The sequence below is a fragment of the Chamaesiphon sp. genome (assembly GCF_041738855.1).
Lineage (GTDB): Bacteria > Cyanobacteriota > Cyanobacteriia > Cyanobacteriales > Chamaesiphonaceae > Chamaesiphon.
In genome coordinates this window covers 1-12,462 of the sequence record NZ_JBGSPA010000199.1, presented here as the reverse complement: position 1 = coordinate 12,462, position 12,462 = coordinate 1, and the positions used below count along the sequence as shown (strand labels likewise).

The following is a 12,462-nucleotide window of genomic DNA, read 5'->3' as shown; positions in this document are numbered from 1 at the left end:
GTCCAAAGGCGGGATTGCGCTCGAAGTCACCTGTAAAAGTCCCTGTTGCTCCAAAAATTACTTGTCCTTCTAGTTTGGTGTTCAGTGAGAATTGATTGGGTACTGGAGTTTCTGTTTTAGGGGCTTCGGCTGGTGCTGTCGTTGGAGTAGCATCAGTCGGAGCTGGTGGAGTTAGTTGGGCGAGATCTGTGGGATCTGCAACTGTCGGTGCTACGGTGGCAGTTACTTTGGCTTGACGCTTGATTTTTAGCTGGGCGCGTTGTTTCTGCCTGAGTGCGATTAATTCGTTAGATCTGTGTCTCAGAGTGCGATCGGCAAGCAGTGTTGAATCAGGCGAATTAGGTGCGGATAATCCAGCTTCGGCGGCTTGGGCACCAGTTATCAGCAGTAGTGTTGCCAAGAGGCTACCAGCAGTAATTGATAGCCAGTTTAGTGGTTGGTTCGACATATTTATTCCTGAAATAATTCGAGTGGTAGAGGACGCTCGAGAACATACTCAAAACTGGAGTATTTTTGACAACACAATCTGCGCGAAATCATCCCCAAGGGGATATCGCGATCGTGATGTGTTGGTGGTTGTGGCGCCTGGAAGCCGCTCGGAGTCAGGGTTAGCTAAAATCACGTAACATCTTTTTGATTTCGATGTTATGCAGCTCTTCGGTGCCAATCATCGTCCGTGCGAACTCTTCGAGATAGACACTCGCATCCTCAACGATATCGAGGAGCCGCTTGTACAGATCCAATGCCTTTCTTTCATGGGCTAGACTCTCTTGTAAGATGTCTTTGACCGAATGTTGGTATGTTTCCTCCATTGGGGCAATTTGGAGGGATGGATGACCTTCTAAGCCTGTCAAAATCTCGCCCACCTGCTGTGCATGGAGGAGCGATTCTGTGGCTTGAGCTTTGAAGAAATCGACGATCGGAATCCGGTTGGGGCCAGTAATCATCAAGGCATAGTGTGTATACCGCACCACTCCAGCTAGCTCGAACTCCATGAGGGAACGGAGCACATCGATCGCTTTTTCTTGGTTTAAATCTTGCATGGTATCCAGGTCTAAATTATTAGTGGGCGATCGCGATGGCGATCTGCTGCTGTAGATAAGTACTAATTGTGTCGAGCGCACTAGTGCCGCCCTGTGCGGGGATGAGCGCGATCGGCAGATGTTGAGCGAGAATGGCTTGGACTTGGCTAGACTGGACTTGACGGTAGTGAGTTTTGCCTGGTAAGGTCGCTCCGGCTGGGCTAGTGACGATCGCGTGGGGAGCAGCTTTACACTGATGGAGACATTTGACTGTTTCGATTTCTACTCGCTCGCCTAGCTCAGAGCCGTTGAGATATGCTTGCATCATCTGACAAATCTTCTCACCACCACGCTTACGACAACTCGAACCTTGACAGATTTGAATCTTGGTCGGTACCACCACCCCATGACTAGCTCTGGATGGGGGCGCGATCGGTGGTGCAGATGCTAATCCGACTAGCACCTGCCGATCCGGATCGCGCGGCTGCGTGGTCAACACCTGTTTGACTTTGATTTTGCATTCACCTGAATCGCGGCTGCTGGTTTCCTGCGCTAGTAATGTCAAATAGATCCCTGGTTGCCAATCTTGGATGTGCGGACGGAGACTTTTGGCAACTTTGACTAAGCGATCGCCATCGAGCATCGCTAGCTGGATATACGCGTGTAGCGGGCGATCGTCCCCCCACCCGCGAAAATAACCTGTGAGCGATCTGAGGCGTTTGTGTGGCTGTTTGCTCATGAGCGTAACGGTAGACCGATCGCAGTAGATCGGATAAAAGGACAACTGATAACAATTAGCAATTATTTGTAAGGCAGGCGAGCTACTTCAGCGAGGTGTTGAAGTTGGCGCGACTTGGATCTGCCAAATCTTTACCACTCAGTTCGGAGGTAAAACCAAAATATGCCATGCACCACCACCAAGTCAAGTTGCCCCAATCCATATATTTTGCCTCTCCATCTCAAATTTACTGAATATTTATAGCAATAATCTTAAAAAGATCTTATCATAACTATTGCGAATTAGTAGCATTAATTTGAAATGAATTTTGGTGCCGATCGGGTTAAAATAGCCGATTTTGAGGTGGTGCCCTAGTCTCCTGACGGCGATTGCGTTGCTACGCATCAGTAGCAGCAATATTGGTTGGAGGGTCGAAGCGATCGCTAAATGTGGAGAAAATCGCGCCAAGTTAGCCCAATCCAGTGGGAATATCAGATTTCAGTGCGGTGATGTGATTGCGCTCGTCTACCATCACTACTTGGGGATGGTGTTTTTGAGCGGCTAGAGCATCAAATTGGGCATAGCTCATCACAATCAATTTATCGCCGATCGCGCCTAGTCTAGCCGCTGCACCATTTAACTCGATCGCGCCACTTCCTGGTGTCGCGGCAATGGCATAAGTAATAAACCTCTCCCCATTGTTGACATTGACCACATGCACTTGTTCGTATGGCAAAATTCCGACCGCAGTTAGTAGCAGCTCATCGATACTAATGCTACCCATATATTGCAGATTAGCGGCGGTGATCGTGCAACTGTGAATTTTGGCAGCCAATAACGTGCGGTGCATGTTCTCGTGGGTAAGGGGTAGATGGTAGCGCGTGGCTGTGCCCACGTCAGAGTACAAAGGCGGTTGAGCGCAACCAAGTGGCGGATCGAGACAGATGTAGATAAGTAGGTAGATGCAATTATTTATAAGATAGATTGTGTCTGCAACCTAGCTGGTGGGCAGTGCCCACACTACGCGATATCTACCAGCCATTCTCGATCTGGTGCGTTACGCTAGCGCGATAACACACCCTACAGTTTGGTATGTTATTTGGCGGCAACTCCCCCTCTACTTTTATTTCTTCGCCGCAGCGACGCATTCTTGCACTAGCGGCATGACAGCATCGACATCTTTCCAGCCGAGGATTTCGGTGACTTTTTTCTCAAGATTTTTATAAGTCTTAAAAAACTCCGAAATTTCGTCCAAGCGATGTTGAGCAATATCTTTGAGCGATGTGACATTAGCATAACGCGGATCTTTGTCGGGGACGCACAGGATTTTCTCATCGCGATCGCCACCATCGATCATTTCCAACATCCCGATCGGCCGACAAGCAATCACGCAACCTGGAAAAGTCGGCTGATCCATCATCACCATCCCGTCGAGCGGATCGCCATCATTACCCAGTGTATTGGGGATAAAACCGTAATCACAAGGATATTGAACTGATGAAGATAGGACTCGATCGAGTGCCATCGCATTCATGTCTTTATCAAATTCGTACTTGTTCTTGCTCCCAGCCGGAATTTCAATCAAAACGTTGATAATTCCAAATTTAGGTTGAGCGGGAATGAGCGTTAAGTCCAAAATAAAATTCTCCAATTCAAAAGGCTAGGGGAGTTATCCCCTGACTGCATTTTACTAGGGATTGGGAATTGGATATATAGCTGCTGGATTTCAAATTTGGTGTTTAGCTCATTGCGGTAGCTCGGCTGTCGGTGCAGCGGGCAAAGCTTGAGAGCTGCTAACTGGCGAGTAGTGGACGATCGCCGCTACAGGTAAGATCAGTGTAAAAATCGCGATCGCACTCCCCAAAAACTCTCCCCATTTGCGTCGAGGGGGTTCGGTTTTAGACTTGCCAGGCGGGACACTTGATTCCATGTGATAAATGTATTTAACTCGATATTGGTGTTGACCGCTGAACTAACAGTCGGCTTAAAATTACACCACTAACACCATTGTACCCAACAACTGGCGCAGGGTTGTTACGTAGCTCACAATTATTCGTATTTCTGCCGCTAGGGAGCAACATCGCGACCAGATCCGATCGCTCGGATCGGATTTGCCGTGAGATCGAGTGTCGCCAGTCCCGTAACTGTGGCAAGATCGAGATCGTACGGGGCGGGCACTGAGTCGAGCGCGCGATCGTGCGCTAGTTGCTAGACACCCCGCCGCCACCCGATCCCTACCTATAATGTCGGCAAAGCATGAGCAAACAATATGTCAAATGAAGTCACTGGTACAACTCTCTATCTCGTCGGCACACCGATCGGTAATTTGGGTGATATGACGCTGCGCGGTATTCAGGTATTGCGAGATGTCGATACGATCGCCGCTGAAGATACCCGCCATACGGGCAAACTCCTCCATCACTTTGAAATCAAAACACCCCAAATCAGCTACCACCAGCACAACGAACAACAACGTATCCCCGAACTGATCGCACAATTGCAAGCCGGAAAATCGATCGCGCTAGTGACTGATGCGGGGATGCCAGGGATCTCCGATCCTGGTTATCCGATCGTCTCCGCTTGTGTGGCGGCGGGGATTCGAGTCATTCCCATTCCAGGTGTGACCGCCGTAATTACGGCGGTGAGCGCGTCGGGATTGCCGAGCGATCGATTTGGATTTGAAGGTTTTTTACCAGCTAAAGGACAGGAACGCAAAGGGCGATTAGAAGCAGTTTCAGGTGAGGATCGCACCATGGTATTTTATGAATCTCCCCACCGTTTGCGCCAGACCTTAGCAGATTTTGCCACGACATTTGGCGCAGAGCGACAGATCGCCATCGGGAGAGAATTAACCAAATTACACGAAGAGTTTTGGCGGGGAAATATCGGTGCGGCGATCGCACATTATACCCAAGTCGAACCCCAGGGGGAATACACACTCGTCGTTGCAGGTGCCCCTGTCAGCCACCCCACCCTATCAGATGAAGCGATCGAGCGCGCCCTGATCGAATTGATGCTCAATGACACATCCCGATCGCAAGCCAGTCGCATCGTCGCCGAACAAATCTCTCAATCACGGCGATATGTCTATCAATTGGCACTCGCGATCGATCTCGATGCTGCTAAAAGTGGAACGATCGCCAATGAGCCGGAAATTTCAGCGTAAAATACCTGTAGATCCTTTGGTATAGTAGCCATGTTCCAATCCGAACTACCCAGATACCTTCCCACCGCAGATGAACTACCTTGCTCTGATGACACCCCTGTGGATAATGAACTTCAAGAAATCATCCCGAGTTTACTGACATCGATCCAGATGAATTGGCATAAAGTAGGGCATACTTACGACAGATCCCCGACTTCTTGGAGAAGTCGGGGATCTATTTGGAGCTATGATGTTGTTTCTAGGTAGCTAGAGCTGGGACTACATCATCCCCATGCCGCCCATACCGCCCATACCGCCCATGCCACCCATGCCACCCATGCCGCCCATACCGCCCATGCCACCCATATCAGGTGCTGCGGACTTAGGTTCGGGCTTTTCGACGATCAGAGCCTCAGTAGTGAGGACTAAACCAGCGATCGAGACGGCATTTTGGAGCGAAGAGCGGACTACTTTAGCCGGATCGACAATCCCCGCAGCGAGGAGGTCTTCAAATACACCAGTTGCCGCGTTGTAACCGATATTGTCAGCAGCAGCACGAACTTGTTCGACGACGACAGAACCTTCGACACCTGCGTTACTCGCAATCTGACGCAGTGGTGCTTCGAGAGCCTTGGCGACGATCTCGGCTCCGATTTTTTCTTCAGGATCGGCTAGCTCGGATTTGAAAGCAGCGACGCGATCTGCCAGATGGATCAATGTCGTCCCACCACCAGCGACGATCCCTTCTTCAACGGCGGCTTTGGTGGCACTGAGTGCATCTTCGATCCGCAGTTTGCGATCTTTTAATTCTGTTTCTGTGGCCGCACCGACTTTAATCACCGCTACACCGCCAGCTAGTTTGGCGATCCGTTCCTGGAGTTTTTCGGTATCGTAATCCGAATCAGTTTCAGCAAGTTGTTGCTTGAGTTGAGCGACCCGTTTTTGGACATCACCACTACTATTGTTGGCAGAGACGATCGTCGTGTTCTCTTTGTCGATCGTGATTTTGGCAGCAGTACCGAGCATTTCCAAGGTGGCGGTATCGAGGCTCAGTCCGATTTCTTCGGAGATCATCTGACCACCAGTGAGGATCGCGATATCTTGTAACATCGCTTTGCGGCGATCGCCAAAACTGGGAGCCTTGATCGCGGCAACGCTGAGTACGCCCCGAGCCTTATTAACTACAAGTGTCGCCAGTGCTTCACCTTCAAGATCTTCGGCGATGATGAGTAGCGGTTTGCCAGCACGGGCAACTTTTTCGAGAATAGGGACTAAATCTTGGATCGAGTTGATTTTTTTGTCGGTAATCAGAATTAGCGCATCATCAAACTCTACCACCATCCGCTCTTGGTCGGTGACCAAATAGGGAGAGAGGTAACCGCGATCGATCTGCATCCCTTCGACGACTTCGAGTTCGGTAGTGAGAGATTTGGACTCTTCGACCGTGATCACACCATCTTTGGTGACTTTATCCATCGCAGCGGAGATCATCTCGCCGACTTCAGCATCATTCCCAGCCGAGACGCTAGCTACTTGCGCGATCCCTTTGCCTTCGACAGGTTTGGCTAGTTTGGCGATCTCGGCGACTAGCATCGTCACTGTCTTGTCCATACCGCGCTTGATCCCGATCGGATTGCTACCAGCGGCAACGTTTTTCAAGCCTTCGCGGATCATTTCTTGCGCGAGGACAGTTGCGGTTGTAGTACCATCTCCAGCCGCATCTTTGGTCTTGGAGGCAACTTCTTGGATCAGTCTCGCCCCAGTGTTTTCGAGGGGGTCGGACAATTCGATTTCTTTGGCGACGGTGATGCCGTCATTGACGATCTGTGGTGCGCCAAATTTCTTCTCTAACAGTACATTTCGCCCTTTGGGTCCCAAAGTAATCTTGACTGCATCAGCCAACGCGTTGACACCCCGTTCGAGGGCACGACGGGATTCTTCATTAAACGCTATGATTTTTGCCATATTATTTTTTTGTAATCATCTCTTCCAAAATTTAGCACTCTATGAGGAGGAGTGCTAAACGGATTTTGGTGAATCTGTGTGCGGTTTCCCGAACTATTTCGTTTCTGGTGTGCAGATAAAGAGGGTGGATGGTGAATGCGCGATCGCTTCTATGCAGTTCCTTTACCCTCTCCCCTAAAGCCTAAAGCCTAATATAAAACCTAAAGCCTAAAACCTAAAACCTAAAGCCTAAAGCCTAAAGCCTAATAAAAAACCCCCAAACACGATCGGTGTTTACCAGATCCACCGATCGTGCTTGAGGCGATTGATTTGGGCGACAGCTCAAGTAAATGAAGCTAGACCAAAACAATCAAAAGTTGAACACACAAACACTCTGTATTGATACTCTACTCGCTCAAATAGCTAGTTAATAACTAGAAAAGTATGTAAAAAGTCGGATAAAAGGTACGATCGCTATCATCAAGCCGTCCAAAATTGAACTGTAAGTATGGATGCCGATCGAGCGATTGCAATTATCAACACAGTTTTGGCTCCCAAATCTTTGAAGCTGGTGCAGATCCAGATTATTCGGGGAGTCTTAGCTGGCGATAGCTATCAACAAATCGCGGCAACCGGATCGAACTCGTCGCCAGCACAGCTAGGGGTCACCAAAACTGACCATCCGCGTCCAGATGTGTACCAGATCGGCTATGTCAGAGCGACTGCTGCGAGCTTGTGGCAATGCTTGAGTCAGCGATTGGGACAGAAAGTCACCAAGAAGAGTTTGGCAGCAGTACTGCTGTGGTACTCAATGCAGCTAGGAGTCGAGCTAGTTGAAGCTGCTGCCACCGCAGCCGACCCAACTAGAGCCGCTCGTCAGCGGAGCGATCCAGATTGGAGAAAGAGCGCGCGGTATCCGATCGATCCAAATATCGAGCCGCAGTTTTATGGGCGGACGGAGGAGATCGCTACCCTAACTGATTGGTGTCTCTACGAACGTTGTCGGGTGATTTGCCTAATTGGGATGGGTGGGGTCGGGAAGACGACGCTGGTGTGGGAGATCGCGCGCCAGTTGGAGAGCTACTTCGATCTGACGATCTGGCGATCGCTACTCAATTTACCACCACTGACTGAATTCTGTACCGAGCAGATCCAGTGCTTGAGTCCGCAACCCGTGGCTTTACCTCGCTCGGCGGAGGGACAGATCGATCTGCTCATCGCTGGTCTCAAACTCAATCGCTGTCTGTTGATAATTGATAATGTCGAATCGATCCTCGCCGGACAAGTCCAATCCGGTCAGTATTTGCCTGGTTATGAAGGTTACGATCGGTTGTTGCGGTCACTGGGCGAACTGCCACATCAAAGTTGCGTCCTCCTCATCAGTCGGGAAAAACCCCACTCGATCGCCCGTGCAGAGATTGTCAATCCCCAGCTAGTCCGATCGCTGACGCTCGACGGGCTGAGTGCTGCTGCTGGACATCAATTGATTCAAGCCTACGGTTGTCCGCCGCTCCCAGCGCAAATATGGCAAGAAGTCCACGGTCACTACGGTGGCAATCCCCTCGCGCTCAAAATTGCCGCCATCGCCGCTGTCGAAATCACTGGTGGTGGTGAAAAAGTCTTGGAACTCTACCCGCTGATGCAGCAAGGGCAACTTCAGTTTCGGACGATCGATGATGTACTGTATCGTCAGTTCGAGCGATTGTCCGCGATCGAGCAGCAACTAGTGTATTGGTTGGCGATCGCCCGCGAACCGATCGCCGGGAGCGCATTACGCGCAAATTTGGTACTGAATACCCGCGCTCCCGGGGAAATCCTCAACGCGCTCCAGTCCCTAGCGCGGCGGTGCATTGCCACCTATGACGATCGCACATGGTCGATTCAGCCAGTGATGGTCACTTATGTCACTAACCGCTCGATCGAGCGATTTGCAGCGGAACTGTCACCACCCATCACCGGAGATCTCGCCCCGACCGATCTCCAACACCGTTTTGGTCACCTCAATACCTACGCCATCATTCAGGCAACAGCCACAGATGCTCTCCGCCAAACTCAGATGCAGTCAGTCTTACGCCCGATTTTAGCGCGATCGATCCTAGCCTGGGGCAATCGTGCCGATTTCAGTCAACACCTGCAGCAGATTTTGCGCCAATGGCAAACTTTAGATCCGATCCCACCAGGCTATCTCGCTAGCAATATCCTCAATTTACTAATTGAATGAGAGTCGGATCGGCAGATTGTGGCGGTGCGGAATTGAGGTATGGTTTAGCGATCGAGTGATATTTTCATCGCTCGAAACTGGAGATGTAAGCCCCTTAGCGACTGCCATGGATCGAATTTCAGACGTTAGTTAGCTCTGCGATCGGACTATTTTGAGCATAAAGTTAATGCGCTGTTCCAAGCTGAGCTTGGCGATCTTTGCGACAAACTCATCTGTCTGTGCTGGCAATTGATAATCGGCAGGCAATTGAATAATGCTGCCATTCTCCATCCCCTGTGCCAGCAGCAGCCAAACTTCCAACTGAGCATTGGGACTCAGAGCGTTGTAGGCTTCGCTCACATCAGTAGCCGTACCTTGGAGCAGATCGCGCTGTGTTTGCAGTTGTGCTTGAGGCTCCAATGCCTGGATGTGGTCGAATACTGCGTTACCAAGAACTTCTACGCTTTGAGGCGGTGCGGGTTGAAGCTGCTCTTTTAGATCCAGGTAGCCATACCAAAGTAAGGCAAGTTGGGTGTCTAGATCGAAGCCTTGAAAAGTGTCTAAAGCTTGTTGGGTGTCTGCATCGATGGTGTAAGTCATATTAACTCTAAAAAATGAATTGTTGTGCTACTTTGTTAGATCGCCAGATCGAAAATCTCGATCGACTCTTCCTCAATTTAGCGAATGGACACAGATGAATAATCCTACAGAAGATAGAAGCAGATTCACTTCCAAAGGTAGATGTATGACAATCTAATTACTACCGACACATCCTCAATCCCAGCGATCGAGCTGATACTGAACCGACAAATTATCCCCAGTTGTTACGATCGACAATCTGGTTCTGCATGGAGAGACGATCGCTTATTTATCTTGGCTTTAGTGCCTAGCTGGCGGCTGCTGTTGAGATCGATCGAATAGATTTGGTTAACAAAGCGCAGGGGTTGAAATCCCCTACCTTCAGGTGGATTGTTTTTAGGGCGGGGTTTAAATCCCCTGCCCGAAAAAACTTCGCTGTCAACTGTCAACTGTCAACTGTTTAAACGTTCGCACCTGCGATGACAGGGCATTATTACCGCTCCGCTGACGTACTGGGGCGATCTCCCCAGTGAGATCCTTGAATAGTAGCTAGTGGCGATGTAGTGACGATGTGCGATCGCGATAGTTCTTCCCCCAATTCGGGAATACTTGACGTAGCATTAAAGCAGTAGCTTCTGATGAACGTCTCATTCATTTGAGCGCAATTAACGTAGCAAAGTAAGGATTATTTTTGTATGGCAGTGTCATTAGCCAAAGGACAGCGCGTATCTCTAGACAAAATCGCCCCAGGATTGACAGAAATCTTCGTTGGGTTGGGTTGGGATGTCAAAGCGGTAGATACGGGCGTGGATTTCGATCTCGATGCTTCGGTATTCTTGCTCGGTAGTAATGAGCGATTAATTTCTGACAAACATTTCATCTTTTATAACAATCTAACTAGTCCAGATGCGGCAAAATCAGTCGAGCATACTGGTGATAATCTCACTGGGGCGGGCGATGGAGATGATGAAGTAATTAAGGTTAACTTAAAACAAGCCCCCTCTGAAATCGAGAAAATTATCATCGCAGTCACGATTCATGATGCTCAAGCACGGAAACAAAATTTTGGTCAAGTTCAAAATGCCTTTGTGCGGGTTGTCAATCTTCAAAATGAGCAAGAAGTCGTGCGTTATGACTTGGTAGAAGACTACTCGACTGAGACAGCTCTGATCATGGCAGAACTCTATCGCAAAGATGGTGAATGGCGGCTCAATGCTGTCGGCGCAGGCTATCAAGGCGGTTTACAAGCATTACTCGATCGCTATCAACCAAGTTAGGTTTTAGGCTTTAGGCTTTAGGCTTTAGGTTTTAGGATTAGATGGCTCACCAGCAACCTAATCCTGTAAATCTCTTAATCCTCCAAATCCTGATTAGACTTTAATTAAGTAGGAAGTATCACTTATGGCAATTAGTCTGCAAAAAGGACAGCGAATTTCGCTATCAAAAGAAGCACCAGGACTCACCAAAATCATCTGCGGATTGGGTTGGGATGTAGTCAAGCGTGCTGGCGGTGGATTTTTTAGTAATTTTGGCAACAAAGCAGGTGAAGAGTACGATCTAGATGCTTCGGTAGTTTGCCTTAATGATGCTGGAAAACTAATCGACAACACAAATATTATTTACTTTGGTAATCTCCAACACCCTTCCGGCGCGATCGTCCATCAAGGCGATAATCTTACAGGGGCGGGTGATGGTGATGATGAAGTAATTATTATCGATTTATCGCGCATTCCCACTAATATTAACAAACTAGTATTTGTGGTAAATATTTACGATTGTCAAGCTCGAAAGCAAGATTTTAGTCAAATCGAGAACGCTTTTGTGCGGCTAGTTAATACAGCCAACAATCGAGAACTGGCAAAATTCAATCTCTCAGGTCAAGATTATAAAGGCATGACTGGGATGGTTTTGGCTGAAGTTTATCGTCACAACGATGAATGGAAAATGGCGGCGATCGGTAATGGTGTCAGTGTCAATGGATTGAGCGAACTAGTGCAATCTTATATGTAACTATAGCCACTTTGATGACGACTCAATAATCTAAGTCTGTTGAGTCGTTTTTTATCATTTTTTAATTTTCAATTCTCAATTCTCATGTACCATCGATTAAATCTCACAAAAAATTCTAACCGACGAGTACCAATTTGGGAAAGAATCGATCTCAAACGTCCTCCTAAATCACGGTGTTTTAATTGCCGTCTCTTGCTCCAATCTAGTTGGCGCATGTGTCCACAATGCGGAGCAGGTTTAAACAATCACCAATCTAAAAATCCCCATTGTATTTGGGTAAATGCTTGCTGGGTTGACACCGCTCCACAGACTGAATCGATGCTACTAGAAATACTTGAAGATGTCTTTGCAAAAGTCTTTAGTGCGTTTAGAAGTATTAATGTTTTTTTGACTTCAGAACTACCAGATTCCCACCAGTGGGGAGACAGATTTACACATATTGGTTTGATAATCGATAAAGAACCTGTCGATTATTTAGGTGTCGCAAGTTTTCGTCAAGGAGGAGTAACAGATCGAGCGATCGTCCGCTTAGACCAAATTCTCAATACTTCCGAACGTGCCAATTTATCGTCCAGTCAATTGTCAAATTTGATTGCGAATACGATCGCTCATGAAGTCGCCCATACCCTAGGACTAGATCATTCTGAATTGCCCGCAGATGTGATGAATGACGGCTTGGATCATCGCATTCATAGTTTGATGCCGCCCATTCGTGACAAGTTAAGAAAATTAGAGCTTTGTCAAGGAGGAATGGAGAATATGTCAAACTCTTACTAAACAAGCATTTGAGCTGATATAAGCAGATGACTCGCAGCCCTAGAACTAATCGTGACCACGCAAAAAA

Annotated in this window: 15 protein-coding genes and 1 pseudogene; 7 read left to right on the top strand and 9 right to left on the bottom strand. The window is 48.4% G+C overall.

What is annotated here, in order from left to right:
* The 6 genes from ACEW9I_RS21785 to ACEW9I_RS21760 form a co-directional block, all read right to left on the bottom strand.
* Positions 1-448 (bottom strand): hypothetical protein (locus ACEW9I_RS21785; RefSeq protein ID WP_373542422.1); only part of this gene is annotated, 448 nt, incomplete at its 3' end.
* Positions 449-608: 160 nt separating this feature from the next.
* Positions 609-1,043: a bacterioferritin gene (locus tag ACEW9I_RS21780; protein WP_373542421.1), complete on the bottom strand. Its 435-nt coding sequence runs from the start codon at positions 1,041-1,043 to the stop codon at positions 609-611.
* A gap of 19 nt (positions 1,044-1,062) precedes the next feature.
* The gene (locus ACEW9I_RS21775; protein ID WP_373542420.1) at positions 1,063-1,761 is read right to left on the bottom strand and encodes a (2Fe-2S) ferredoxin domain-containing protein; all 699 of its coding nucleotides are present in this window, start codon (positions 1,759-1,761) and stop codon (positions 1,063-1,065) included.
* Between the two features lie 448 nt (positions 1,762-2,209).
* Positions 2,210-2,590: an aspartate 1-decarboxylase gene (panD, locus tag ACEW9I_RS21770; RefSeq protein ID WP_373542419.1), complete on the bottom strand. Its 381-nt coding sequence runs from the start codon at positions 2,588-2,590 to the stop codon at positions 2,210-2,212.
* A 273-nt stretch (positions 2,591-2,863) separates the two neighbouring features.
* The gene (locus tag ACEW9I_RS21765; RefSeq protein ID WP_309743544.1) at positions 2,864-3,376 is read right to left on the bottom strand and encodes an inorganic diphosphatase; all 513 of its coding nucleotides are present in this window, start codon (positions 3,374-3,376) and stop codon (positions 2,864-2,866) included.
* Between the two features lie 108 nt (positions 3,377-3,484).
* Positions 3,485-3,670: a hypothetical protein gene (locus ACEW9I_RS21760; protein WP_373542418.1), complete on the bottom strand. Its 186-nt coding sequence runs from the start codon at positions 3,668-3,670 to the stop codon at positions 3,485-3,487.
* 339 nt (positions 3,671-4,009) lie between these two features.
* Between ACEW9I_RS21760 and rsmI the strand changes: the two genes are divergently transcribed.
* Complete coding sequence (rsmI, locus tag ACEW9I_RS21755; protein WP_373542417.1) at positions 4,010-4,906, top strand: 16S rRNA (cytidine(1402)-2'-O)-methyltransferase; 897 nt, start codon at positions 4,010-4,012, stop codon at positions 4,904-4,906.
* A gap of 30 nt (positions 4,907-4,936) precedes the next feature.
* Positions 4,937-5,065, top strand: a pseudogene (locus ACEW9I_RS21750) (Uma2 family endonuclease); the annotation flags it as partial.
* Between the two features lie 99 nt (positions 5,066-5,164).
* Here ACEW9I_RS21750 and groL read toward each other — a convergent pair.
* Positions 5,165-6,850 (bottom strand): chaperonin GroEL, encoded by a 1,686-nt coding sequence (groL, locus tag ACEW9I_RS21745; protein ID WP_373542416.1) that lies wholly within the window; start codon positions 6,848-6,850, stop codon positions 5,165-5,167.
* Between the two features lie 487 nt (positions 6,851-7,337).
* Here groL and ACEW9I_RS21740 point away from each other — a divergent pair, with 487 nt between their 5' ends.
* Positions 7,338-9,050 (top strand): NB-ARC domain-containing protein, encoded by a 1,713-nt coding sequence (locus ACEW9I_RS21740; protein ID WP_373542415.1) that lies wholly within the window; start codon positions 7,338-7,340, stop codon positions 9,048-9,050.
* Positions 9,051-9,179: 129 nt separating this feature from the next.
* On the opposite strand, the gene ACEW9I_RS21735 is transcribed toward ACEW9I_RS21740, so the two are convergent.
* Positions 9,180-9,629: an orange carotenoid protein N-terminal domain-containing protein gene (locus tag ACEW9I_RS21735; RefSeq protein WP_373542414.1), complete on the bottom strand. Its 450-nt coding sequence runs from the start codon at positions 9,627-9,629 to the stop codon at positions 9,180-9,182.
* Between the two features lie 141 nt (positions 9,630-9,770).
* Between ACEW9I_RS21735 and ACEW9I_RS21730 the strand changes: the two genes are divergently transcribed.
* Positions 9,771-9,950 (top strand): hypothetical protein, encoded by a 180-nt coding sequence (locus tag ACEW9I_RS21730; RefSeq protein ID WP_373542413.1) that lies wholly within the window; start codon positions 9,771-9,773, stop codon positions 9,948-9,950.
* A 151-nt stretch (positions 9,951-10,101) separates the two neighbouring features.
* Here ACEW9I_RS21730 and ACEW9I_RS21725 read toward each other — a convergent pair whose 3' ends face one another.
* Positions 10,102-10,263: a hypothetical protein gene (locus ACEW9I_RS21725; protein ID WP_373542412.1), complete on the bottom strand. Its 162-nt coding sequence runs from the start codon at positions 10,261-10,263 to the stop codon at positions 10,102-10,104.
* Between the two features lie 40 nt (positions 10,264-10,303).
* Between ACEW9I_RS21725 and ACEW9I_RS21720 the strand changes: the two genes are divergently transcribed.
* The 3 genes from ACEW9I_RS21720 (at position 10,304) to ACEW9I_RS21710 (ending at position 12,395) form a co-directional block, all read left to right on the top strand.
* Entirely contained in the window at positions 10,304-10,885 is a 582-nt protein-coding gene (locus tag ACEW9I_RS21720) for a TerD family protein (RefSeq protein ID WP_373542411.1), read from the top strand.
* Positions 10,886-11,009: 124 nt separating this feature from the next.
* Entirely contained in the window at positions 11,010-11,618 is a 609-nt protein-coding gene (locus ACEW9I_RS21715; protein ID WP_373542410.1) for a TerD family protein, read from the top strand.
* 318 nt (positions 11,619-11,936) lie between these two features.
* Positions 11,937-12,395: a zinc-dependent metalloprotease family protein gene (locus ACEW9I_RS21710; RefSeq protein ID WP_373542409.1), complete on the top strand. Its 459-nt coding sequence runs from the start codon at positions 11,937-11,939 to the stop codon at positions 12,393-12,395.
* The last annotated feature ends 67 nt before the right edge of the window (positions 12,396-12,462 follow it).

Coding starts and splice junctions, on each gene's coding strand:
- groL (WP_373542416.1), bottom strand. CDS start 6,850: ATGGCAAAAATCATAGCGTTTAATGAAGAATCCCGTCGTGCCCTCGAA.
- ACEW9I_RS21720 (WP_373542411.1), top strand. CDS start 10,304: ATGGCAGTGTCATTAGCCAAAGGACAGCGCGTATCTCTAGACAAAATC.
- ACEW9I_RS21780 (WP_373542421.1), bottom strand. CDS start 1,043: ATGCAAGATTTAAACCAAGAAAAAGCGATCGATGTGCTCCGTTCCCTC.
- panD (WP_373542419.1), bottom strand. CDS start 2,590: ATGCACCGCACGTTATTGGCTGCCAAAATTCACAGTTGCACGATCACC.
- ACEW9I_RS21715 (WP_373542410.1), top strand. CDS start 11,010: ATGGCAATTAGTCTGCAAAAAGGACAGCGAATTTCGCTATCAAAAGAA.
- ACEW9I_RS21760 (WP_373542418.1), bottom strand. CDS start 3,670: ATGGAATCAAGTGTCCCGCCTGGCAAGTCTAAAACCGAACCCCCTCGA.
- ACEW9I_RS21725 (WP_373542412.1), bottom strand. CDS start 10,263: ATGAATGAGACGTTCATCAGAAGCTACTGCTTTAATGCTACGTCAAGT.
- ACEW9I_RS21735 (WP_373542414.1), bottom strand. CDS start 9,629: ATGACTTACACCATCGATGCAGACACCCAACAAGCTTTAGACACTTTT.
- ACEW9I_RS21730 (WP_373542413.1), top strand. CDS start 9,771: ATGTATGACAATCTAATTACTACCGACACATCCTCAATCCCAGCGATC.
- ACEW9I_RS21740 (WP_373542415.1), top strand. CDS start 7,338: ATGGATGCCGATCGAGCGATTGCAATTATCAACACAGTTTTGGCTCCC.
- ACEW9I_RS21710 (WP_373542409.1), top strand. CDS start 11,937: ATGCTACTAGAAATACTTGAAGATGTCTTTGCAAAAGTCTTTAGTGCG.
- ACEW9I_RS21775 (WP_373542420.1), bottom strand. CDS start 1,761: ATGAGCAAACAGCCACACAAACGCCTCAGATCGCTCACAGGTTATTTT.
- rsmI (WP_373542417.1), top strand. CDS start 4,010: ATGTCAAATGAAGTCACTGGTACAACTCTCTATCTCGTCGGCACACCG.